Origin of the sequence: Chelatococcus sp. HY11, from assembly GCF_018398335.1 — a bacterium.
Classification (GTDB): Bacteria; Pseudomonadota; Alphaproteobacteria; order Rhizobiales; family Beijerinckiaceae; genus Chelatococcus.
In genome coordinates this window covers 1,498,314-1,520,308 of record NZ_JAHBRX010000002.1, presented here as the reverse complement: position 1 = coordinate 1,520,308, position 21,995 = coordinate 1,498,314, and the positions used below count along the sequence as shown (strand labels likewise).

22 protein-coding genes and 1 pseudogene are annotated in these 21,995 nt (G+C 59.8%); 21 read left to right on the top strand and 2 right to left on the bottom strand.

From position 1 onward, the window contains the following. Positions 1 to 8 precede the first annotated feature (8 nt). The 8 genes from kce to KIO74_RS27680 all read left to right on the top strand — a co-directional run bounded on the left by kce (position 9) and on the right by KIO74_RS27680 (position 7,238). Positions 9 to 941: a 3,5-dioxohexanoate:acetyl-CoA acetone transferase gene (gene kce / locus KIO74_RS27715; protein ID WP_213338450.1), complete on the top strand. Its 933-nt coding sequence runs from the start codon at positions 9 to 11 to the stop codon at positions 939 to 941. An 80-nt stretch (positions 942 to 1,021) separates the two neighbouring features. Beyond that, the gene (locus tag KIO74_RS27710; RefSeq protein WP_213338449.1) at positions 1,022 to 2,278 is read left to right on the top strand and encodes an ABC transporter substrate-binding protein; all 1,257 of its coding nucleotides are present in this window, start codon (positions 1,022 to 1,024) and stop codon (positions 2,276 to 2,278) included. Next, positions 2,275 to 3,156, top strand: coding sequence for a branched-chain amino acid ABC transporter permease (locus KIO74_RS27705; RefSeq protein ID WP_213338448.1), 882 nt, complete (start codon positions 2,275 to 2,277; stop codon positions 3,154 to 3,156). The genes KIO74_RS27710 and KIO74_RS27705 overlap by 4 nt, the downstream gene beginning before the upstream one ends. Position 3,157: 1 nt before the next feature. Then, positions 3,158 to 4,168, top strand: a complete 1,011-nt coding sequence (locus KIO74_RS27700) for a branched-chain amino acid ABC transporter permease (protein WP_213338447.1) — start codon at positions 3,158 to 3,160, stop codon at positions 4,166 to 4,168. After that, on the top strand, positions 4,165 to 4,950 hold the full coding sequence (locus tag KIO74_RS27695) for an ABC transporter ATP-binding protein (protein ID WP_291978346.1): 786 nt from the start codon (positions 4,165 to 4,167) through the stop codon (positions 4,948 to 4,950). Before KIO74_RS27700 ends, KIO74_RS27695 begins: the two co-directional genes overlap by 4 nt. Next, a complete protein-coding gene (locus KIO74_RS27690; protein WP_213338444.1) occupies positions 4,937 to 5,644 on the top strand; it encodes an ABC transporter ATP-binding protein in 708 nt (235 codons plus the stop codon). Before KIO74_RS27695 ends, KIO74_RS27690 begins: the two co-directional genes overlap by 14 nt. Before the next feature lie 25 nt (positions 5,645 to 5,669). Beyond that, positions 5,670 to 6,428 (top strand): SDR family NAD(P)-dependent oxidoreductase, encoded by a 759-nt coding sequence (locus KIO74_RS27685; protein ID WP_213338442.1) that lies wholly within the window; start codon positions 5,670 to 5,672, stop codon positions 6,426 to 6,428. A gap of 9 nt (positions 6,429 to 6,437) precedes the next feature. Then, entirely contained in the window at positions 6,438 to 7,238 is an 801-nt protein-coding gene (locus tag KIO74_RS27680; protein ID WP_213338440.1) for an alpha/beta fold hydrolase, read from the top strand. Positions 7,239 to 7,253: 15 nt separating this feature from the next. On the opposite strand, the gene KIO74_RS27675 is transcribed toward KIO74_RS27680, so the two are convergent. Next, positions 7,254 to 7,997, bottom strand: a complete 744-nt coding sequence (locus KIO74_RS27675) for an SDR family NAD(P)-dependent oxidoreductase (RefSeq protein ID WP_213338438.1) — start codon at positions 7,995 to 7,997, stop codon at positions 7,254 to 7,256. Positions 7,998 to 8,102: 105 nt separating this feature from the next. Here KIO74_RS27675 and KIO74_RS32725 point away from each other — a divergent pair. The 7 genes and pseudogenes from KIO74_RS32725 to map all read left to right on the top strand — a co-directional run. Continuing rightward, a pseudogene (locus KIO74_RS32725) lies at positions 8,103 to 8,231 on the top strand (helix-turn-helix domain-containing protein); the annotation flags it as partial. Between the two features lie 150 nt (positions 8,232 to 8,381). Then, on the top strand, positions 8,382 to 9,035 hold the full coding sequence (locus KIO74_RS27670; RefSeq protein WP_249731499.1) for a LysR family substrate-binding domain-containing protein: 654 nt from the start codon (positions 8,382 to 8,384) through the stop codon (positions 9,033 to 9,035). A gap of 137 nt (positions 9,036 to 9,172) precedes the next feature. Beyond that, positions 9,173 to 10,375 carry an acyl-CoA dehydrogenase family protein gene (locus KIO74_RS27665; protein WP_213338434.1) on the top strand — a complete coding sequence of 401 codons (1,203 nt, stop codon included), beginning with the start codon at positions 9,173 to 9,175 and terminating at the stop codon, positions 10,373 to 10,375. A gap of 2 nt (positions 10,376 to 10,377) precedes the next feature. Further along, a complete protein-coding gene (locus KIO74_RS27660) occupies positions 10,378 to 11,124 on the top strand; it encodes an SDR family NAD(P)-dependent oxidoreductase (protein WP_213338430.1) in 747 nt (248 codons plus the stop codon). 6 nt (positions 11,125 to 11,130) lie between these two features. After that, a complete protein-coding gene (locus tag KIO74_RS27655; protein ID WP_213338429.1) occupies positions 11,131 to 11,895 on the top strand; it encodes a glucose 1-dehydrogenase in 765 nt (254 codons plus the stop codon). Between the two features lie 170 nt (positions 11,896 to 12,065). Further along, complete coding sequence (locus KIO74_RS27650; protein ID WP_213338427.1) at positions 12,066 to 12,278, top strand: ParD-like family protein; 213 nt, start codon at positions 12,066 to 12,068, stop codon at positions 12,276 to 12,278. After that, positions 12,275 to 13,045 (top strand): type I methionyl aminopeptidase, encoded by a 771-nt coding sequence (gene map, locus KIO74_RS27645; RefSeq protein WP_213338426.1) that lies wholly within the window; start codon positions 12,275 to 12,277, stop codon positions 13,043 to 13,045. Before KIO74_RS27650 ends, map begins: the two co-directional genes overlap by 4 nt. A gap of 156 nt (positions 13,046 to 13,201) precedes the next feature. Here the strand turns inward: map and KIO74_RS27640 are convergent, their stop codons facing one another. After that, the gene (locus KIO74_RS27640; protein ID WP_213338423.1) at positions 13,202 to 14,134 is read right to left on the bottom strand and encodes a LysR family transcriptional regulator; all 933 of its coding nucleotides are present in this window, start codon (positions 14,132 to 14,134) and stop codon (positions 13,202 to 13,204) included. 200 nt (positions 14,135 to 14,334) lie between these two features. Between KIO74_RS27640 and KIO74_RS27635 the strand changes: the two genes are divergently transcribed. From KIO74_RS27635 to pepT, 6 genes are read left to right on the top strand one after another with little or no spacing between them, the layout of a single operon-like run. Next, positions 14,335 to 15,927, top strand: a complete 1,593-nt coding sequence (locus tag KIO74_RS27635; RefSeq protein WP_213338421.1) for an ABC transporter substrate-binding protein — start codon at positions 14,335 to 14,337, stop codon at positions 15,925 to 15,927. A 3-nt stretch (positions 15,928 to 15,930) separates the two neighbouring features. Next, the gene (locus KIO74_RS27630; protein ID WP_213338419.1) at positions 15,931 to 16,908 is read left to right on the top strand and encodes an ABC transporter permease; all 978 of its coding nucleotides are present in this window, start codon (positions 15,931 to 15,933) and stop codon (positions 16,906 to 16,908) included. A gap of 14 nt (positions 16,909 to 16,922) precedes the next feature. Beyond that, positions 16,923 to 17,798, top strand: a complete 876-nt coding sequence (locus KIO74_RS27625) for an ABC transporter permease (protein WP_213338417.1) — start codon at positions 16,923 to 16,925, stop codon at positions 17,796 to 17,798. After that, positions 17,795 to 19,450 carry a dipeptide ABC transporter ATP-binding protein gene (locus KIO74_RS27620; RefSeq protein ID WP_213338416.1) on the top strand — a complete coding sequence of 552 codons (1,656 nt, stop codon included), beginning with the start codon at positions 17,795 to 17,797 and terminating at the stop codon, positions 19,448 to 19,450. Before KIO74_RS27625 ends, KIO74_RS27620 begins: the two co-directional genes overlap by 4 nt. Before the next feature lie 42 nt (positions 19,451 to 19,492). Next, positions 19,493 to 20,728, top strand: coding sequence for a CapA family protein (locus KIO74_RS27615; RefSeq protein WP_213338415.1), 1,236 nt, complete (start codon positions 19,493 to 19,495; stop codon positions 20,726 to 20,728). 40 nt (positions 20,729 to 20,768) lie between these two features. After that, positions 20,769 to 21,983, top strand: a complete 1,215-nt coding sequence (pepT, locus tag KIO74_RS27610) for a peptidase T (RefSeq protein ID WP_213338414.1) — start codon at positions 20,769 to 20,771, stop codon at positions 21,981 to 21,983. Positions 21,984 to 21,995 lie beyond the last annotated feature (12 nt).

Here is a 21,995-nt window from a genome sequence, read left to right as displayed (position 1 = left end):
AAGCTGACATGACTGAAAGATCTCCTGTCATCATCACCTGCGCGGTGACCGGCGGTATACATACGCCAACCATGTCGCCTTTCCTGCCGATCACGCCGGAAGAGATCATCACGGATTCTCTGGGGGCCGTGGAGGCCGGCGCATCGATCCTGCATTTGCACGCGCGAAATCCTCAGGACGGGCGGCCTGACCAGACAATCGAAGCGTTCATGCGCTTTCTGCCGCGGCTTAAGCAATCGACCGACGCCGTCATCAACATCACTTCGGGCGGAAGCCCCCATATGAAGCTGGAGGAGCGCGTTCTCCCTGCCGCCAGACTGAAGCCGGAAGTCGCGTCGCTCAACATGGGATCGATGAACTTCGGCCTATTCCCGCTCCTCGAGAAATATCCTGAGTTCAAGTTTGAGTGGGAGCGCCAGCATCTCGAGGCGACACGCGATGTTGTTTTTCGGAATACATTCAAGGACATCGAATACATACTCGATACTTGCGGCGATAATGGCACACGTTTCGAGTTTGAGTGCTACGATATCTCCCATCTTTACAATCTTTCCCATTTCGCGGAGCGCGGTCTCGTAAAGCCGCCGTTCTTCGTCCAGTCTGTCTTCGGCATCCTGGGCGGGATCGGGACCCATCCGGAAGACGTGGCCCATATGAAGCGCACCGCGGACCGATTGTTCGGCGCCGACTATCGATGGTCCGTACTCGGCGCCGGCGCCAGCCAGCTGCGTATCGCGGCCCAGGCCGCCGCGATGGGGGCGAATGTGCGCGTCGGCCTGGAGGACTCGCTATGGGCCGGCCCCGGGCGCAAGGCGGAATCAAGCGCCGAGCAGGTGAGGCTAGCGCGCATGATCATCGAGGGGCTTGGCCTGCGCATCGCGACGCCTGAAGAGGCGCGTCAGATCCTTCACCTCAAGGGAGGCGCGGACGTCGCGTTCTGATCTTTGCCAGCGTCGGTCTGTGGGCATAAAAATGCGCGTCGGACCTAACGAGAAGTTAGGCCGTGTTTGGAGGGAAAGAAATGAAAAGAAGAACTTTGCTCAAGGGTCTAGCCGCCAGCGCGAGTCTGTCACTCGGCATGAGATCCACTTATCTGCGCGCGCAGTCAGGACCGCTGAGAATAGGTGTGTCCTACGCGCTGAGCGGCGTCGGCGCCCCAGTCGGAACCCAATTCATGAAGGGGACCGAAATCGCCGCGATGCAAGTGAACCGCGACGGCGGTCTTCTCGGTCGCCAGATCGAACTGGTGGTGCGTGATGACAAGTACAATAGCGCGGAATCCGTAGCGGTTGCACGTGAACTTGCGGGTGCTGGCATCAATCTGTTGATCGGCGGCTCTCAAACAGTGACCGCGCTGGGCCTCGCCCCGCTTGCCCCCGAGCTCAACGCGGTGGTCATCATTGCCGGCGCGGCCGGCATGCCGGTGACCCACGAACTCTTCAACCGCAATATCTTCCGGACAGTTGCCAACAACTATACGCAGTACAGCTCTTTCGGGCGGTCACTGATCGAGACACACCCCCAGGTCAAAACCTGGATATCGATTGCTCCGGACGGCGATTTCGGCCGCGATTCCGCACTGTTCTTCGGCAATGCCGTCAAGAAATATGCTCCTGGAAAGGACGCAACTGTTCTCGATACCATCTTCACCCAGGGCACGGCGACGGATTTCCGCACCCAGATCAACGCCCTGATGAGTTCAAGAGCCGAAGGGCTGTATATCGGCGTCGCGGGCGCTGCCCAGATCAGCTTCTTCCAGCAAGCTCGCGGTGTCGGTCTCTACGACAAGTTCAGGGTCATCGGTGAAGTCGGCAACGGTGAGGTCACAGGCAAGGCGATGGGCCGCAACACCTATCCCAACCTGTGGTCGATTTCATACTGGAACAACGACCTTGAGCCTTTCAAGAGTAATCCGCTCAGCCAACAGCTTTACAAAGACTATGTCGAGTCGACGGGGAACAAATTCCCGCCTGCGCTTGTCATGGCGGGACAACGCAGCGCTATGGCACTGTTCGAAGGTGTCCGGAAAGCGAAATCGAGCCAAACCGACGCCGTCATCGCGGCCATGGAGGAGCTCACCTTCGACACGCCGGGTGGTCCATGCAGCTTCCGCAAGGAAGACCACCAGATGATCGCGACAAGCTATTATTCGCAGATGGGGCCGTCGGACACAGACCCGTTCTACAAAATCCTCCAGATGGCGCAGATCGATACGTCGCAGATGATCGAACCCGCAACCCCCGGCGTGAAGTTCGACATCAAAGATCTTCCACAATGATCAATCAGTTCGTTTTTGTATTGTTCAACGGTCTGGCGTCGGGAATGGCATTTTTCCTGGTAGCCGCCGGTCTGACTTGGGTGTTCGGGATCCTCAAGATCCTGAACCTCGCCCACGGCGCCTTTTTCATGCTGGGCGCCTATATCGCCTATACGATCGGCGGCGCTTCTCCCAGCTCCCTTTGGACATTCATTGGTGTTGCGCTTCTCGCGGCCATCGCCATCGGAATAATGGGGCTGGTTACCGATAAATTCGTGCTCGGCCGGTTACGGAACGTCGATTACCATTATGTTCTCATCGCCACCTTCGGTCTGATGCTCTTCTGCGAAGGGGTGGCCAAAGCCATCTGGGGCTCGGACTATTATTCCGTCATGCCGCCGCCGGAGGTTGATACGGCGGTCAAGATTGGATCGTCCTACATCTCTCTCTACACGATCCTCGTGATTGTCATTGGTCTGGCGGCCTTTGCTGTTCTGGAACTGATCATGAATCGCATGTGGGCCGGAAAGATCATGCGCGCCGTCGCCAATGATCCCTGGATGGCTGGGACGATCGGCATCAACGTACCCATGGTGCTGATGCTCAGCGTTGTTGCGAGCTTCGCTCTAGCCGGCTTTGCCGGGGGAATTCTTGTTCCCAACCAGACACTCTCCGTCCATGTCGGTAGTTCTTTCATCCTCTATGCATTTCTGGCTGTGGTGATCGGAGGGCTTGGAAGTATCCGTGGGACATTCGTCGCTTGTATACTTCTCGGCTTGGTCGAAAGCGCCAACGCGACGTTCCTGCCCGAATATGGTGGCATCGCCGTCTATGTTCTCCTGGCGGTCTTCCTGATCGCGCGTCCGCAAGGCCTGTTCCCTCCGCAAGGAGCATTGTGACATGACCGACGCATCTTGGACCAGGTCTGGCCAGACGGCATCTTTTACCGATCAGTATCTGCTCTCTGCCTTCGGCGCCGTGCTCGTCGTTTTGCTGTTCTTCGCGCCGGAACTCGTGAATCCGGGGCTTCTGTTCATCATCGGCATGACGCTCATCCAGTCGGTTTTTGCCCTCTCCTGGAACCTGCTGTTCGGTTACACCGGTCTCGCCTCGTTCGGTCATGCGGGCTTCTATGCGATCGGCGCCTACTTTACCGGCGCGTCACTGCGATACGGATTTCCGCTGCCCTTCGTCGTCACTCTGCTCGTCGCAGGCATCCTTGGGGCGCTTGTCGCCTATGGAATCGGCATCGTCGCGCTGAAGCGATTGACAGGAATATTCCTCGCCGTCCTGACAGTGGCGCTGACGGAAGCACTCGGCAAGATCATCGGCTTTACTCCGGCACTCGGCGAACAGGATGGATTGGGAAACATTCCAAGACCGATAATAAACCTCGGCGTCACATGCCTCGATCTCACCCATAGCAACGCCTATTATCGGTTCCTCCTGATCGCATGCCTGCTGATTATCGGGGGACTGTGGTGGGTCATTCACTCCCGCCTCGGCCGGACGTTTCGGGCTATTCGCGAGGATGCGGACCGTGCCAGGTTCATCGGGATCGATGTCGCGCGCTATCGGGTCATATCCTTCATGATTTCCGGGGGAACCGCCGCTCTTGCAGGCGCCCTGTCAGCGCCCTGGACCCGCATCGTGACGCTCGATCAGGTCAACTGGCTTGCCTCGACCCAGCCCATGCTGAACTCGCTGCTCGGCGGCTTCACATCGTTCTGGGGGCCTGTCGTGGGATCTGTCGTCTTCACGTCGATCAACTACTGGACGCGTAACTATCCCGGCTTGTCGGAGATGCTGGTCGGCGGCGTTCTCGTCGTCATCATCCTCGTCGCACCGACGGGTGTCCTCGGAATTCTCGGCAAGCTTCGCGCTCGCCTTTTGAAGGGAGGCCGGGCGTGAACGCACAAAGCCTGTTGCTCCAAGCGGCAGATCTGCGCGTCAACTACGGCGCGTTCGAAGTCATCAAGGGCGTGAGCCTGTCGGTCGGGGACGGAGAGGCGCTCGCGATCATTGGCCCGAACGGAGCGGGTAAGACGACGTTGTTCAAGGCATTGACGGGGGAAGTCAACTGCCGCTCGGGCAATGTGAATTTCGCGGGCAAGGACGTCACCAGGATGCCGGCGCACGAGCGCACGATCGAGGGAATGGGCCGCACTTTCCAAGTGTCTCGTGTTTTCCTCGAGCTCACTGCGTTGGAAAACGTCGTCGTCGCCCTTGAATCCCGTCGCCGCAGCCGGGGTGAACACACGGGCGCGTGGTGGCATACGGCGCCCCCACCCGACCTGCTGGCGGAAGCTGTTGGTTTGCTCGATCAACTCGGCATAGCGTCCTTGCGGGGTGAAACCGCCGCGACGTTATCTCATGGCGACAAGAAGCGGCTGGAGCTTGCGCTCGCGCTGGCTCTCGAGCCGAAAATCCTGATGCTGGACGAACCCACCGCGGGAATGGCACCCGCCGACCGGATGCGGATCGTCGAAGTGATCCTTCGGATCCGGCGTGAGAAGGGCGTTGCCGTTGTGATGACCGAGCACGATATGGACGTAATCTTCTCCCTGGCCGACTCCGTGATGGTCATGAACTACGGAGAGGTCATCGCAGCAGGCAGCGTGGAAGAAGTCCGCAACGATCCCACAGTGCGCGAGGTCTATCTCGGCAAGGACATGTATCATGCTGCGGGTTGAGAACCTCAACGCCTATTACGGGCAAAGCCATATCCTGCAGGATATCAACCTGAACGTCCCCGCTGGCCAGCGAACGACTGTGCTCGGCCGAAATGGCGCCGGCAAGTCGACGCTGCTGAAATCGATCGCGAATTCCGGTCCGCGCGTGGAAGGGCAGATTAAATTCGAAGGCCGGGCACTCGGAAAGCAAGCCTGGTTTCGGCGTGCGAAAGGTGGCCTCGCCTTCGTGCCGGAAGATCGGCGGATATTCACCCACATCACCGTGGAGGAAAACATCGAACTCGGCCGCTTCGGCGCCTCCGCCGATCGCCCGGCCATTCCACCAGAACAGATCTACGAATGGTTCCCGATGCTCGGCCCCCTGCGCGCGCGCCTGGGCGGACAGCTGAGCGGAGGCCAGCAGCAAATGCTAAGTGTCGCCCGCGCCGTCGCCTCGCGTCCGAAGATCTTGCTCCTCGACGAACCAACCGAAGGCCTGGCCCCGGTGATCGTCGAGGATCTTGCCAGAATAGTTGGCAAGATTTGCACCGACCTCGACATCACCATGCTGCTGGTGGAGCAAAATATCTGGTTCGGCCGACAGACCACGTCAAACGTCTATGTGCTCGGAACCGGGGCAGTCGTCTTTTCGGGAACTTGGGAAGATTTCGATCAGGACGAATCCATTCGCAACCGTCATTTGGCGATTGCTTGACAGTCCATTTTGGGAAGGATCTCACATGACCGACCGTTTCTCGGGAAGGGTCGCACTCGTCACCGGTGGCGCGAACGGCATCGGGCGCGCAAGCGCCATCAAATTCGCCGAGCAGGGTGCAAAGGTCGCTATTCTCGACATTGAGGATGGCCCGCTTGGCGAGACTGCGGAACAGATCAGGGCAGCCGGCGGCACGGTGTTGCCGATCGTCACGAACATGCGCGATCGGGAGGCGGTCAAGGTCGCCATAGACAAGACCGTGGCCGATCTGGGGCCTATCGATATCCTACTCAACAATGTGGGGCAGACCGCGCGCAAGAACGCGTCGGAGTTCCTCGCCTCCGTCCCCGAAACCTGGGATTTCGTCGTCGATCTCAACCTCATGGTGACGATGTATGTCACTTGGCTCGTCGCTCCGGGGATGCGCGACAGGAAGTTCGGCAAGATCGTCAGCCTCTCGTCGGACTCGACGCTGATCGGCGACAAGAACATTGTGGACTACGCCGCGGCCAAAAACGGTGTGACCGGCTTTACGCGCGGCCTCGCCCGGGAGTTGGCGCCATTCGGCATCAACGTCAATGCTATTGCTCCGGGCGTCACCAACACCCGTGGCCCAAAGCAACTCCCCAAGGAGACTTATGAGCAGGCGCTCAGGGAAATACCGATCGGCCATTTCGCGGAGCCTGAGGACATCGCCAACGCGATCACTTTTCTGGCGAGCCAGGAAGCCCGTTGCATCACTGGTCAACTGCTGGTCGTCAACGGCGGCCGCATCTTCTACTAGGAGGCACAATTGCTTCACAACACAGGCCAGTCCCTGATCAACTACGATCTCATCGGCCCACCTGATGCACCGGTTGTCTGCATGACCCATTCGCTCACATCCGACTACGGGATGTGGGCCGAGCAAGTTCCATCGATCCTCGCCGAGGGCTTCCAGGTCCTGCGCGTCGATATGCGCGGTCACGGCGGAAGCACGCCGACCAAAGGTGAGTACACGATCGAAGGACTAGCTACAGATGTCGTATCCGTGCTGGACGCATTGGGCTTCAGCAGTGGCGTGCATCTGATCGGACTGTCCATGGGCGGCATGATAGGCCAGGTGATCGCCGCCGATTATCCCGGACGTCTCGCCTCGCTCATGGCGTGCTGCACGGCGGCAAAATGGGATGGCGATACTGAACTCATGCTCGGCCGTATCGCAGCCGTCAAGGCGTCGGGGACGCTGGAAAGCATCGTATCCGCGAATATGGAGCGCCGCTACGGTGCGGGCTATCGAGACCGGCGCCCGAAGAGGTGGGCAGCCCTGCGGGAAACGTTTCTCGGCACATCGCTTGACGGTTATTTCGGCTGCATGCACGCCTGCCTGACCCACAATGTCGAAGATCGACTGCACACCATCGACATCCCGACTTTGGTCATCGCGGGCTCGGCCGATCTGTCGACGCCCCCCAGCGATAACAAGCTGATTGCCGCGAAGATCAAGGGCGCTCACTATATCGAGATCAAGGACGGCTATCACTTTCCGAATGTGGAGTTCGACGAGGAGTTCAACCGCATCATGGTGGACTGGTTGCGGAAAGTGCGCGGCTAGGCCGCGCATTTCGCTCTAATGGTAAGTGCGGCCATTATCGACGGCCAGAGCGATACCTGTAACGGCCGACGCCTCGTTCGACATGAGATAGAGGATGCCGTTCGCGATGTCTTCGGGGACGCAGAGCCGCTTCATGGCATAGGCGTCCGCGAGCTTCTGGCGGCGAACGGTGTCCTCCGGTGGAATTTCGCTGTCGGTCATGGGCGTTGCAGTGGCACCGGGGCAGATCGTATTCGCCCGGATATTCGGGGCGAGTTCCATCGCCAGGCATTTGGTGAACATCATCACACCCGCTTTCGAGGCGGCATAGGCTGATCCGGTCAGCGATGGCAGCAGGGCCTGACCCGACGCGATGTTGACGATGGCAGCGCCCGGGGCCTTGAGAAGGTAGGGCAGTGCCGCCTGGCAGACGAGGAATGTCCCGGTGAGATTGACGTCGAGCACCTTGCGCCAATGCTCCGGATCGATCGATCCAAATGACTTGGAAGAGAGTATGCCCGCCGAGTTGAGCAGACCGTCGATACCTCTCATGGACTCGGCCGCGCGCTCCAGAGCCTTTTCCACATCCGCCGCGTCCGTGACATCGACTGGCACGACGATCCCTCCGGTTTCCAAGGCGGTTGCTTGGGCAGCGGCCTCATTCTGGTCAAGAAGCGCGACCTTTGCGCCCTCGCGCGCGAAGGCTTGCGCCGAGGCGCGTCCTATGCCGGACCCAGCGCCGGTGATCACGATCCTCCTGCCTGACAATCGCCCAGCCATGTTTCCTCCTGTCGATGCAACTATCGATTGGACATTTATCGCTCGATCGAGACATGGCGCGCGAATACCTTTATCGAGGACTCACGATGCTTCTTGGGTATTGTGATGCTGCAAACTCGCCAGATGCGCTATTTCGTCGCCGTCGCGGAGGAACTCAACTTCCACCGGGCGAGCCACAGGCTCCATATATCCCAGCCGGCGCTCTGGCGGCAGATACGCGATCTCGAGAGTGACGTCGGCACGCCGCTGCTGGACCGTCACGCGCGGGGCATTGGCTTGACCGAGGCGGGCCGGTCCTTCCTGGAGGATTGCCGGGATATCCTGGAGCGAATGGAAGCGGCTCGTCTCCGTACACAGCGCGTCGCCCTCGGCCAGGTTGGAACGTTGCATATCGGCTTCAATGAAATCGCCGGCCGCAGGCGCGAATTTCCTCGCTTCCTCAAGGCGGTTCGCGAGACATATCCAAGCATTAACCTGCAGCTCCACGTCATGATGTCGCAGCGCCAAATCGAGGCTCTGCGCAACTCCGAGATCGACGCCGGCTTTCTTTTCCGCCACGCGGGCGAACGCAGTGATTTCGAGTCACTGATCGTGGGCCAGGATAATTTCGTGCTGGTGTTACCCAGAGATCATGCATTGGCACGCAAGCCGTCGCTTACGTTGGCTGATCTTGCGGACCAGCCACTCATCATGCCCAATCCCCGGAACAACGGGATCACGCATGAGAAGCTGGTGACCGCCATGAGGGGAGCAGCGATTACGCCTTTGGTTGCGCAATTCGCCGACAATGAGAACACTCTTATCAACCTCGTCGCGGCTGGGATGGGGCTCGCCTTTGTGAACTCGTCGTGCCGGATTCCTAATACGCAAAGCGTCACTTTACGGGCGATCGCCGATTTATCCTTGCCTGTCGGCCTGGAATTGACATGGGCGCGGTCCAACTTGAACCCGGCTCTTCCCCGCTTTGTCGAACTGGTCGATCAGTTGTCAGGCGATGCGGACCAGATCGAACACCTCCTTGAAACGGGTATGGGATAGCCGATACCTGCAAGGTATTGGCGCCGCGCAGAGACAGCATTGGCAGCGAGGAAAGCGGCCTCATATGCTACGGCCACGGTAGAGGATATAGCGGCGCGCCAACTGCGAGAACCGCAATTGCCGACTAGGGAAGAACGATGAACGTACAAAACCCGGCCTGGACGGTTGCAACCGATACGATCCCCGACAGGGCCAAAAAAATCGCGCCCCTGGTACGTGCGGAGGCGGGCGAGTCTGAGCGCATCGGAACCATGACGCCCAAAGTGCTGGCTGCCATGAAGGACGCGGGCCTGTTCTGGATGCTCGTTCCTCGGGACCTCGGCGGCGCCCAGGCCAGGATGGTTGAATGCATGGAGGCTTGGGAGGAGATTTCCGCGGCCGATGCATCGGCCGGTTGGTCGCTGATGGCGAATTCCACAGGCACGGCCGCCGCAACGGCTTTCTGTAGCGACGAGGCTGTCGCGCAAATGTACAGCGGTCCTGAATTGCCGATCATGGCAGGTATGCTCGGGCCCGGCGGAACGAGTGTCGAGACGCCAGACGGCTTGAAAGGAACGGGAAAGTACCGGTTCGGAAGCGGGTCCCTGCATGCGACCTGGCTAGGTTCGGGGATGCTCGTCATGGACGACAAGCTGATCCGCAAGCTGCCGGACGGCAACCCGCAGGTGCGCGTCTGCTGGCTGCCACGCGAGAAGGCGCAATTTGACGAAAACTGGGATGTCATGGGGCTGCAGGGCACTGGCAGCGTTGATTATAGTTTGACGGACGTCACCGTGCCGAACGGCTTCCATCACGAACGCACGATCAGCCGTGGCCTGCGCGACTGGCGCCTCTACGATATAGGTATACCTGGGCTCGCATGTGCGGGACACACCGGCGTCGCGCTGGGTTTGATGAAGCGTGCGCTTGAAGAAATTACACGCATTGCATTTGAGAAGAAGCGTCCGGCGTACCAGACCGTACTCGGAGAGCAGCCGGTATTCCGGCATGACTTCGCCTATCACGAGGCAAGCTATCGCGCGGCCCGAGCCTTCACCATGGAGCTCTACGACGAAACGGAACGGTACATCGAATCCGGAAACGAACTCACACGCGCGATGTCGGCGAGATTCCGACAGAATGTCATCTATGTGCACAAGGTGGCGGCTGATGTTGTACGGTTCTGTTACACGATGGGTGGCTCCGAATCATTACGGAATCCAAGCGATCTCGGCCGGTGCATGCGCGACATGTCTGCTGCCACACAGCACATCTTCGTCGATACGATCGCGATGCAGGACGTCGCGGTACCTCTCCTTGACGACTGGAAGCAAGTCGTCGCAGCGAACAGGCAGGCTTGACGATGGGCGCACGGCTTGAAGGACGGCGGATCGTCGTAACCGGAGCGGCTTCGGGGATCGGAGCAGCAGTGGCCCGGCTGGCCGCCGTGGAAGGCGCAAGAGTAGCCTGCTTGGATCGGGATGGGGCAGGAGTTGCAGCTCTGGCCGCCAGCCTGCCTTTGTCGGGCTATTCGGCGCAGGTCGATGTGACCGATCCGGATGCCGTAAAGCGCGCGATAAACGCGGCCGCCAAGTCGCTTGGTGCGATCGATGGTCTCGTGAACTCGGCCGGCATCGTTGCGCTCGGCCCGGTCGACGAGATGACCATTGATACGTGGCGCAAGGTTATCGACGTCAATCTCACGGGCACATTCATCGTCAGCCAGGCGACGATACCGCATATGCGCACCACGCTTGATGCCGCTATCGTCAACATTGCCTCCGCCCAAGCATTGATGCCGATTGCGGGTGCTTCTGCCTACGCGGCGTCGAAGGGCGGAGTACAAAGCCTGAGCAAGGCGCTCGCCGCCGAACTGGCGCCCGCCATCCGCGTGAATTGCATCTGCCCGGGACTGATCGACACGCCGATGAACGCCGGGTTGAAGAAGGCGCCGGAAGACGGGCCGCCGGTCCCGCTGGATCGCTATGCGCTGCGCCGCTGGGGCAAGCCCGAGGAGATCGCCGCGTCAATCGTGTACCTTCTGTCCAAGGACGCCTCCTACGTCACTGGCGCCACGCTTGCCATCGATGGCGGGCGAACATTTCACTGAGGCCTCATGTCCCATCTGTTCAGCCTTGCCGGCAAGACGGCCGTCGTGACCGGCGCGGGACGCGGCCTGGGTGCTGCGATCGCAAATGCGCTTTCAGAGGCCGGGGCACGGGTTGTCCTGATCGGACGTACGCGCGCAACGCTGGAAGAGGCTCGCGTCGCGATCGCGGATGCCGGCGGTAAGGCGTCAGTTGAGATCTGTGATGTGACGGACGCGACGGCGGTTGCGTCGACGATGGAGAGGATCTGTCGCCGCCAAGGACGCATCGACGTACTGGTGAATAATGCCGGCATTTCGCACAGGGCAGAATTCTCCAATGTGAGCGAAGCGGCCTGGGACGAGCTCATGGCCGTGAACCTCAAGGGTCCATTCCTGGCAACGCGCGCCGTGCTGCCCGCGATGATCGAGCGCCGTGCCGGAAAGATCATCAACATCGTGTCGGTGGTCGGCGAACTGGGCCGCCCCTTCATCGTGCCCTATTCCACCTCCAAAGGCGGCTTGCGCATGATGACGCGCGCGCTGGCGACGGAGGTCGCTGAGCACAACGTACAGGTGAACGGGATCGGCCCCGGATACTTCGTGACCGATATGAACCGTCCCATCATGGCAGATGGACCGCTCTATCAAAACCGTGTCGCGCGAGTGCCCGCGAAACGATGGGGCGACCCGGGCGAACTTGGCGGCACTGCTGTTTTTCTCGCCTCCCAGGCTTCAGACTACGTCAACGGACAAGTCATCTACGTTGACGGCGGCTTGAGTTGCTCTTTTTAAAACCGTGGTTTTGGTGCTGACCGCGGAAACGACGGCTAAGATGCGACGGCCAGATAGGGATGAACCAGCACCTGATATGGCCCATCAAAGGCCGCGCCGCGCTCGCTCTTGCGATGAACCCGCATTCGATTATATGATTTATATACGAATCGTATATAAAGGGATGCGCAATGGGTATCGTCAACATCGAGGATGAGTTGCACGAGCAGCTACGGCGGGCGAGCAAGGCGTGCTGTCGGTCGATCAACGCCCAGGCCGCATTCTGGATTAAGGTTGGCATGCTCTGCGAACTGAACCCTGGTCTCACCTTCCAGGAACTTGTGGCGCGCGAGCTTAAAACCGCAGGCGTCGATGCGGTGGATCTTGCGGCCGCGGCCACATGACGAAAACGCCGGCCGAGGTTGAGTTGCTCGCGAAGTCCGGAGCGCTGCTCGCGTCGGTATTCACGTATCTAGACGCGCAGTCGCTCGTGGGCTTGAGCACCTTGCAGGTTAACGCCCTTGTCGAGACCTTCATCGTCGATCAGCTCGGCGCGCGGCCCGCGAGCAAGGGCCAGTACGGCTATGGCTTCGTGCTGAATAGCTCGAGGAACGAAGTCGTCTGCCATGGTGTGCCGTCGTCCGAGGATATTCTGAAGGATGGGGATATCGTTAATTTCGATATCACTCTTGAGAAGGAGGGCTTCATCGCGGATTCCAGCAAGACATTTCTCGTCGGCAATGTGGCCCCCTCCGCCCGGCGGCTCGTTCACACCGCCTACGAGGCCATGTGGCAGGGCATCCGCGCCGTGCGTCCCGGCGCGAGGCTTGGCGACATAGGCTACGCCATCGAGCGGCACGCGAAGCGGAACGGATACTCAATTGTCCGGGAATACTGCGGCCATGGCATCGGACGCGCGATGCATGAAGCGCCGCAAGTGTTGCATTTCGGAAAGCCGGGGACAGGCCTTACCTTGCGTGAAGGCATGGTCTTTACCATAGAACCCATGCTCAACCAGGGCCGCAGGACGGTTCGCGCCGAGGAAGACGGATGGACCGTTGTCACGGCGGACGGGAAGCTCTCAGCGCAATTCGAGCATACGGTCGCGGTCACTCGTAATGGTGTTAGCGTATTGACGTTGCGTCCAGACGAAACGCGGCCTGCCAAGTGATGATGCCAAGTCACCCTCCGATCAACGAATAGGATAGTTTTTCCGCGGAAGTTCCCTCAGCAGCGCGTCGTTGTCCGATCTCGATCGAGGACCTCGTGAAGTCAGGGTAATCGATGACGGATCCAACAGCGAGACCAGCCTTCTTTGCCGCGGCGACTAATCCTGTGCCGGGTCTGACGCGTGGCTCTTGGCGAACTCGACGATGGTCTCGATCAAGGCGGACTGCCGCATCACCTTGTCGCTGCCGCGGCGCCAGAACACCACATGTTCATACGTGATAGCGGGGTGGAGCGGAACGATCTTGAGATCGAACATGCCGCATTGCCTCGCGATAAACTCGTTCATCAAGGTGATGCCGGAGCCGTGGGCGGCGAACGCGGCGGCAAAGCCGATGGCATCCGTGCGCACCCTGACGTTCGGATAGCGCCCCTTGTGGGTAAAGGCGTTCAATCCCAGCAGATTGGATGAGAACTCACGATCGAGAGTGATCAGGCTTTCCGCGGAGACGTCCTCGGCTGTGATCAGCTCCTTGCTCGCGAGGGGATGCCCGGCCCGCATCAGGCAGATGGTCTTGCTGATGGATATGGTCCTCCATTCGAAGAACCGCTCGTCGAGCGGCAACCGGGAAATGCCAATATCCGCCTCGCCCGTCAGTACATGCTGGGCAATCTGATCATAGCTTTGGGCCCTGATATAGAACTCCAGCGAGGGTCGGGTCCGTTCCAGCTCGGCTACAAGCTTGGGGAGCATGGAAAGGCAGACGAAATGCGGCGCCGAGATGCTCAGACTATTTTGTGCGGAACTGAAAGAGCCCAGGATCTCCCGCTCGATATGGCCGAGCGTATCGAAGTAACGATCTATCCTGTTGTAAATTTCGATGGCGCGGGTCGTGGGAATCAGACCCCGCCGATCTCTTACGAAGAGTTTTTCTCCAACCAGTTCCTCGAATAATTTCAACTGCTGACTGACAGCGGATTGGGTGATCTTGAGCGCTTTGGATGCGCGCCGGGTCGAACCCGAACGTACGATTTCTCGGAAAATCTCGGCGCGTCTGAGCCCGATGCCGCTATCGTCCCTCAGCTTTTCCATGCGTCGTTTCCCTCAACCGGCATGCGCCCGTAGCTCCCTGGATCCAGATATTAGTCAAGCTAATAGGGCAGCGAAAAAACTTAATAAATTGACGGATAGCCCGGAATTTTTGAATTGTTGAGATCAGGATTTCTGACTTTCAAAGAAGCGGCTCGGGTCCGAATTCCATGTGATCCGAAGCGATAAATAGGGGAACAGGAATGAACTTCACGACGCGTGTTCGCGCCGGCAGTCTGTCGGTTGCTTCGGTATTAATTGCACTGTTCACTGCGGGTTTCACAACCGCCGCGGCTCAGGACCTGCGCATCGCGACGTCATACAAGCTGATGACGCTCGATCCGCATTTTTCCACCCTCAACGAAAACTCGTCGCTGCTGTCTCACATCTTCGAGCGCCTCGTCTATCAGGATGAAAAACTGGCGCTGCAGCCTGGGCTTGCCACCTCCTGGAAGCGCGTTTCCGATACGCGCTGGGAATTCAAGCTCCGTGAAAATGTCCGCTTTCACGATGGCTCGCCCTTCACCGCCGATGATGTCGTCTACACGATCGAACGCATACGCAACTTCCTGAAACCACCAAGCGGCGGATTTCAGGCCTATACGAAGGGCATAGCTTCCGTCTCCGCCACGGACCCGACAACCGTGGTCATAGAGACGGTCGGCAGTCAGCCGACACTGCCGCTCGCGCTCTCGGCGATCTTCATCCTGCCGCGCGGGACAGATGGCTTCGCGACAACCGAGAAGCTCAACGCGGGCACCTCCCTCGTCGGTACGGGCCCCTACAAGTTCAAGGCCTGGCGTTCCGGCGAGACCCTGGACCTCACGCGCAACGACGACTATTGGGGCCAGCGCCCCGCCTGGTCGAATGTGTCCTTCCGGATCGTCGAAAGCCCCGCGGCCCGCGTCGCCGCGCTTTCCGCCGGCGACGTCGACATCGCTGATTTCGTGCCCGCGCGGGATGTCGAGACACTGAAACAGAGAGGGGCGAAGGTCGAAAGCGTACCCGCCGCGCGATTGAACTTCTTCCAGTTCGAGCTCGGCAAGGAAGCCGTGCCGGGGGTCACCGACAAATCGGACAAGGCCATCGCGAACCCCTTCCTCGACGCGCGGGTTCGCAAGGCGCTCGCCATGGCCGTGGACCGCAACGTCATCGTCGACAAGATTCTTTCCGGCTACGGCACCGCCGCTGCGCAATTCTTTCCCAACGGCCTGGCAGGCACGTCGCCAAACCTTGCTCCGCAACCGGCACGCTACGAGGAAGCCAAGGCACTGCTTGCGGAAGCGGGGTTCCCGAATGGCTTCAAGGTGGTGCTCAACGGGCCGGCGGGCCGCTATCCCGGTGACGGCGAGTCGCTGCAAGCCGTCGCCCAGAGCTGGGCGCGGATCGGCGTAGCCGCGCGGCCCGTCGGTGTTCCTTTCTCCGTGTTCAATACGAAGCGGGCCGCCGGCGAATACAGCATCTGGTATGGAGGATGCTCCGGTGAGGCAGTGGATGTCTGCCTGGAGGCCGTACTGAAGTCGCCCGACAACGCGACCGGCGCGGGCGCGCTCAATTTCGGGCAATATCGCAACCCGGCCTATGACGAGATGCTCGACAAGGCCCGGACGGTGGACGCCGGTCTGGAGCGTGACAAGGCTCTGGCTGAACTGACGGATTTCGTGATGGGCGACGAGCCGATCATCCCGCTCTACCATTTTCACCATATTTCCGGTTACGGCCCACGCGTGACCGGCTATCTCATGCATCCGCGCGGCTGGACGACAGCCATGCAGGCGAAGCCGGCTGCGAACTGAATCATGGGGTTGTTCAAGGTCATCGCGGGGAGGCTCTACCAGGCCTTCCTTCTGCTTGCCGTGATGTCTCTGGTGGGGTTCGTCGGCATACACAGTGTCGGCAATCCGGTCTACAACATTGTCAATATCGACACGGCCACACCGGAGGACATCAGGCGAGCGACGGAACTACTGGGTTTGGACCAGCCACTGTGGCGCCAGTATTTCGTCTTCATCCAAAACCTTGCCACCGGCAGCTTCGGCATTTCCTACATCTATCATCAGCCTGCCTTCGATCTCGTTCTCAGCAAGCTGTCCGCCACTTTCGAACTCGCCGCCTTTGCGATGATTGTCGCGACGTTGACCGGCACCGGGCTTGGATTGCTCGCGGGAACCCGGCCGGGAACCCGCATCGACCGCATCATCGTGGCGGCAACCGTCTATGCCTTGAGTGTTCCTTCGTTCTGGCTCAGCATGATGCTCATTCTCCTTGGCGCGGTCACGACCGGCTGGTTTCCTTCGGGCGGCCGGGGCAGCACCGTCGAAATCCTCGGATGGGACTGGAGTTTCCTGACCATCGACGGACTGAGACATCTGGTCCTGCCCGCCCTTGCCCTCGCCATTCCCAACATCGCGCTGATCGCCCGGCTCGCGCGCGCCGGCACGGTCGAGGTGCAGAGGGCGGACTTCGTGCGCTTCTGCCTCGCCAAGGGCATTTCTGACAGGCGCATCTTGTTCAGGCACACGCTACCCAACATCAGCCTGCCGATCATCACCATCGTCGGGTTGCAGTTCGGGGGAATGCTGGCTTTTGCGGTGGTGGTGGAAAGCATTTTCGCCTGGCCGGGAGTTGGCAAGCTGCTGATCGATTCGATCCAGCTTCTCGACCGGCCCGTCGTGGTGGCAACGCTCACCCTGGTCGCGCTCACCTTTGTCGTCCTCAACGCGACTGTCGACCTGCTTTACGCGGTGCTCGATCCGCGCGTCCGCATCTCAGCCTGATGAGGAGAGCGGATATGGAAATCATCAACGCCATGACACACGCGCCTCGCCGGTTTCGGCGGGCATTGACCGTGCCCAATGCGATCCTCGCATTGTTCGTGATGGCCGCGCTTGCAGCGCCGCTGTTGGCGCCGCAGAACCCTTATGACCTCCTCCAGATCCTTGGCTGGGAAGCCTCCTCCCCACCCGGCACGATGAGTGGTAACGGCTATCGCTATTGGCTTGGCACGGACGGTCTTGGGCGCGATATCGCGAGTTGCATCCTCTTCGGGCTGCGCATCAGCCTCATGGTCTCGGTCATCAGCGCCGCGATCGCGGCAGCCCTTGGCCTGACGCTTGGCGTTGCCGCCGCCTATTTCGGCGGCTGGGTCGACGCGGTGATCATGCGGATCGTCGATCTGCAGCTCAGCCTGCCGACCATGCTTGTAGCGCTGATAGCAATCGTGACCTTGGGTCCGGGCGTTGACCGGATCATCCTGGCACTGATCATCGTGCAATGGGCAACCTATGCGCGGGTTGTCCGCAGCGTGGCGCTGAGCGAGGCGGGAAAACCCTATATTGATGCCGCGCGCACCATGCCGTTGTCGCGTGGGCGGATCATCCTGCGCCATCTCCTGCCGAACAGCATCGCACCGGCCATCACCCTGCTGCCGATCGAGATCGGGCACGCGGTGGCACTGGAGGCTACATTGTCCTTCCTCGGCCTCGGCGTGCCGATGGATCAGCCTTCGCTCGGCTCCACGGTGGCGAATGGCTTCCAATACCTGCTGACCGGCCAGTATTGGATCAGCCTGTTTCCGGGAATTGCTCTGTTCACGCTGATCGCCGCCATCAATTTTTCCGGCGAAGACATCCGCCGGCTTTGGGACCCACGGAGCAGAACGCTATGACGGCGGACAACGACAAGGCGCCTTTGCTCGAAGTGAGCAACCTAACGCTTGTCTACCGGGGAACATCTTGCTCCACGCCGATTGTCCGCGACGTGAGCTTCACTCTGAAACGCGGCGAGGTGCTCGGCGTCATCGGGGAATCTGGGGCCGGCAAATCCTCGATCGGAAATTCCGTGATTGGCCTCCTGGCGCCAGGCATCGAGCAGACCAACGGCGCCATCCGGCTACACGGAGCCGCACTAGAGGCCATTGATGGCAAGGAAAGACGCGCGCTGAGAGGCCGGGCGATCGCCAGCATCTTCCAGGATCCTTCATCCTCCCTTGACCCTCTCATGACGGTCGGGGCTCAACTTGATGAAACGATATCGGCGCTTTCGCCCTCACTCTCCCGTCCGGAGGTGCGAAAGCGCGCTATCCAACTTCTCGAAAGGGTCGGCATCCCGGACGCTTCACGACGCTACCATAGCTATCCCCACCAATTGTCGGGTGGACAACGTCAGCGCATCGTCATCGCGACGGCGCTGGCCGGCTCCCCCTCCCTCATCGTGGCTGATGAGCCCACATCGGCGCTTGATGCCACTGTTCAGAAGCAGATTCTGCAAGTCCTGAAAGGGCTTGTCGCGGAGAACGGTCTTTCCATCCTTCTCATAACCCACGACATGGGCGTCATCGCGGAGATCGCCGACCGGGTGGTAGTCATGAAGGACGGCGAGGTCATCGAGCAGGGCGCGACTGTTTCGCTGCTGAAGAGCCCGCGGGATCCCTACACGCGGAAGCTACTGGCGGCGGTGCCCAAGCTGCGCACCACACCTGTCGCTGCAGCGACCAAAGACGCGATCGTCCGCGAGCCTATACTTGTCGTCGAAAACCTGTCGAAGACTTTCGGCGGCGGGAGCATCCTCGATGTTTTCGGTGCTGAGAGACCGCGCTTTGCGCTGCGGGATATCGGCTTCCGGTTGTCCCGCGCTGGTGTCCTCGGCATCGTGGGCGAAAGCGGCAGCGGCAAATCGACGATCGGCCGCATACTGGCTGGCCTTGAAACCGGCGAGGCGGACAGCATCCAGCTTGATGGAAAGGCGTACGACATCAGCCATCGCGGCCGAGGCGGGAGCCTGCTCGGCCGCGTCCAGATGATCTTTCAAGATCCTGCGTCCGCGCTGAACCCCCGTCTCACCGTGGCCCAGGCGTTGACCGAATGCGTGCGGGCGACCGCGCAGGCGGGATACGATACCAGCCACGCGCAGGTCCGTGCCCGCGTCGTCGAGACGATCGAAAGGCTGGGCCTGCAGCCAATCCATCTCGACCGCTACCCCCATCAGCTATCCGGCGGCCAGAAGCAGCGCGTCTGCATTGCCCGCGCGCTGCTTGCCCAGCCGAAGATCGTGATCGCGGACGAACCAACCTCCGCCCTCGACGTATCCGTGCAGGCGGAAATCCTGTCATTGCTGAAGGAGACGGTATCCGAGAACCGCCTCTCGATGATCTTCATTTCCCACGATCTCGCCGTCGTCCAGGACATTTGCGATGAGGTCTGCGTGATGCGGAATGGCAAGATCGAGGATTACGGCTCATCCGATTTCATCTTCGGCCAATCCGAAAACCCCTACACCCGGCACCTGATCGAGGCGCGCCCGAAAATCTTCGCTCAGTAGTTGCTCCTCCCATCAACGACCTATCATAAAGAAAGTAGTCGAATGAACGACCATTTTACCTTGGCCGTTACAGGCCAGTCCTTGATCAAGCATGACACGAGAGCCGTAAAAAGCCCGGAATTCGACCGTATCAAGGCGCTTGTGCGTAGCGCGGATCTCGCCTTTACGAATTTCGAGGGAACCATTTACGGCACGCATGGCGGCTGGCTCATGAAAGGTTTCTATTTCGGCAGCAGCAAGCCCGAAGTTCTCGACGCGCTGGACGAGATTGGCTTCAAGGCGCTCTCATTATCCAACAACCACTCCTTCGACCTTGGACCGCCTGGCATTCTCTCAACATTGGACGAAGTTGGCCGGCGCGGGTTCCTGCATGCCGGCATCGGACGCAGCAAGAGCGAGGCGCGAGGCCCGACAAGCGCCTCATTCGAAGGTAAACCTGTCGCCATGGTCGCGATGGACGGCGGACCAGGGCCCGATTTCATGTATGCGGCTGACGCTATCGGTGAACGAAGTGAGAGACCCGGCGTCAACCGCATCCGCATGTCACGCATTCTCGAGCTTGAAAGCGAGACCTTCCAACAGCTGCAGATGATCCTCGACAAGGCGGGATATTCCGCCCTGAACCTGCTGATGGACAATCAGCCGGATGACGAACCACCGCTCGAGCCGGAAGAACTCGGGATCGGGCGGGCGATCTTCCGCAATTCAGACCGTTTCAAGCGAACCGTCAGGATCGACAAGGATGATCTCGAGGCCAATTTGAGAGCCATCCGAACCGCGGCGGACGCGGGAGAACTGGTCATCGCCTATCTGCATCACCATCACTGGTCGAGCGACTGGCTGCAATCTCCAGACTGGATGAGCGCATTCGCGCGGCAATTCATCGACGCGGGCGCGGCGGTTTTCGTGAGCCACGGCGTTCCCGTCCTTCTACCGATCGAAGTCTATCGCGGACGCCCGATCTTCCACAGTCTCGGCAATTTCATCTTTCACACAAAATCGGAGGTCTCGCTATGGAAGCATAGGGAGGTCTGGGAGAGTGTCGTTGCGAACTGCACGTTCGGCGCGGACAACCGGCTTACGTCGCTGACGCTGCATCCGCTGATTGTCGGCGGCGAAGAGGGGCTTCAAGACGACCAGATCGAGAACCGGCTCGTGCCGCATCCAGCAACTGGTGCTTCGGCGGAACGCATTCTCAGCCGGGTCGCAAGCTCATCCGCAGAATATGGCTCCCGCATCAAAACTGTCGATGGGCTCGGACAGTTCGATTTGGGATGATATCAGTCGACCGTCGTCAGTAACGCAACAGGGTTGCCCGATGGATATCCGCGATGAACTGAAACAACGCTTCTTTCGCTACCTCGCGATCGAAAGCCAGAGTGATGCCCGTTCCACCAGCCTGCCCTCCACACAAGGGCAGCAACGTCTCGCGGCTTTGCTGGCGAGCGAACTGCAGGAGCTTGGACTGGACGACATCGTTCTCGACGATCATGCGACCGTTACGGCGGTGAGGCGGGGGAGACGTCCGAGTTCGCCGAAAATCGGGTTCATCGCCCATCTCGACACGGTCGATGTCGGGCTGTCTCCGACCATTCGGCCGCAGGTCCTGCACTTCCAGGGCGTGGATCTCTGCCTGAACGCGGGTGAAGATATCTGGTTGCGCACCGCTGAGCACCCCGAGATCATGCAATGGAGCGGGCATGACATCATCGTCAGCGATGGTACGAGCGTGCTCGGCGCTGACAACAAGGCCGCGATCGCAGTGATCATGACGCTGCTGGCCCGGCTTCCGCCTGATCGCGACCACAGCGACATTCATGTCGCCTTCGTGCCAGACGAGGAGATCGGCCTGCGCGGCGCTAAGGCGCTTGATCTGGAGCGCTTCGCTTGTGACTTCGCCTATACGATCGATTGCTGCGAGTTGGGCGAGGTCGTTCTCGAGACCTTCAACGCGGCCTCGGCAGAAATCGTCTTCACGGGCGTCAGCGCCCACCCGATGTCCGCGAACGGCGTTCTGGTCAATCCTCTGCTGATGGCCACCGATTTGATCGCGGGCTTCGACCGGAATGATATGCCGGAGCGAACGCACGGCCGACAAGGCTTTTTTTGGTTCAAGAATCTGATTTCCAGCGATCAGGAGGCACGTCTTACGGTCCTGCTCCGGGATTTTGACGAAGATGGGTTGATGAAACGCAAGCAAAAGCTCGAGGAGGCCGTGAGCCTCACGGCAGCGCAATATCCGTCCGCAAAGGCAAGTTGCGCCATAACAGATACTTACTCCAACATCGCGCAATCTATAAAAGCTGATGGGCGCCCGGTCGAATTGATTTATGCTGCGTTGGAAACTCTGAATATAGCTCCAAAGATCGTGCCGATGCGCGGCGGAACAGACGGCTCAGCGCTCTCGGCAAAGGGTATCCCAACGCCGAATTTTTTCACCGGTGCACATAATTTCCACTCGAGATTCGAGTTTCTTCCATTGTACGCATTCGAGAAATCATACCAAACAGCAAGACTACTTTGTATATCCTAGGATCACAGGACC

Bases quoted from the DNA above. Each gene is read 5' to 3' on its own strand.
- KIO74_RS27620 (WP_213338416.1), top strand. From the start codon at position 17,795: ATGACGGCGGACAACGACAAGGCGCCTTTGCTCGAAGTGAGCAACCTA.
- KIO74_RS27665 (WP_213338434.1), top strand. From the start codon at position 9,173: ATGAACGTACAAAACCCGGCCTGGACGGTTGCAACCGATACGATCCCC.
- KIO74_RS27640 (WP_213338423.1), bottom strand. From the start codon at position 14,134: ATGGAAAAGCTGAGGGACGATAGCGGCATCGGGCTCAGACGCGCCGAG.
- KIO74_RS27650 (WP_213338427.1), top strand. From the start codon at position 12,066: ATGGGTATCGTCAACATCGAGGATGAGTTGCACGAGCAGCTACGGCGG.
- kce (WP_213338450.1), top strand. From the start codon at position 9: ATGACTGAAAGATCTCCTGTCATCATCACCTGCGCGGTGACCGGCGGT.
- KIO74_RS27675 (WP_213338438.1), bottom strand. From the start codon at position 7,997: ATGGCTGGGCGATTGTCAGGCAGGAGGATCGTGATCACCGGCGCTGGG.
- KIO74_RS27705 (WP_213338448.1), top strand. From the start codon at position 2,275: ATGATCAATCAGTTCGTTTTTGTATTGTTCAACGGTCTGGCGTCGGGA.
- KIO74_RS27660 (WP_213338430.1), top strand. From the start codon at position 10,378: ATGGGCGCACGGCTTGAAGGACGGCGGATCGTCGTAACCGGAGCGGCT.
- KIO74_RS27700 (WP_213338447.1), top strand. From the start codon at position 3,158: ATGACCGACGCATCTTGGACCAGGTCTGGCCAGACGGCATCTTTTACC.
- KIO74_RS27630 (WP_213338419.1), top strand. From the start codon at position 15,931: ATGGGGTTGTTCAAGGTCATCGCGGGGAGGCTCTACCAGGCCTTCCTT.
- KIO74_RS27690 (WP_213338444.1), top strand. From the start codon at position 4,937: ATGCTGCGGGTTGAGAACCTCAACGCCTATTACGGGCAAAGCCATATC.
- KIO74_RS27710 (WP_213338449.1), top strand. From the start codon at position 1,022: ATGAAAAGAAGAACTTTGCTCAAGGGTCTAGCCGCCAGCGCGAGTCTG.
- KIO74_RS27615 (WP_213338415.1), top strand. From the start codon at position 19,493: ATGAACGACCATTTTACCTTGGCCGTTACAGGCCAGTCCTTGATCAAG.
- KIO74_RS27685 (WP_213338442.1), top strand. From the start codon at position 5,670: ATGACCGACCGTTTCTCGGGAAGGGTCGCACTCGTCACCGGTGGCGCG.
- pepT (WP_213338414.1), top strand. From the start codon at position 20,769: ATGGATATCCGCGATGAACTGAAACAACGCTTCTTTCGCTACCTCGCG.
- KIO74_RS27625 (WP_213338417.1), top strand. From the start codon at position 16,923: ATGGAAATCATCAACGCCATGACACACGCGCCTCGCCGGTTTCGGCGG.
- map (WP_213338426.1), top strand. From the start codon at position 12,275: ATGACGAAAACGCCGGCCGAGGTTGAGTTGCTCGCGAAGTCCGGAGCG.
- KIO74_RS27635 (WP_213338421.1), top strand. From the start codon at position 14,335: ATGAACTTCACGACGCGTGTTCGCGCCGGCAGTCTGTCGGTTGCTTCG.
- KIO74_RS27655 (WP_213338429.1), top strand. From the start codon at position 11,131: ATGTCCCATCTGTTCAGCCTTGCCGGCAAGACGGCCGTCGTGACCGGC.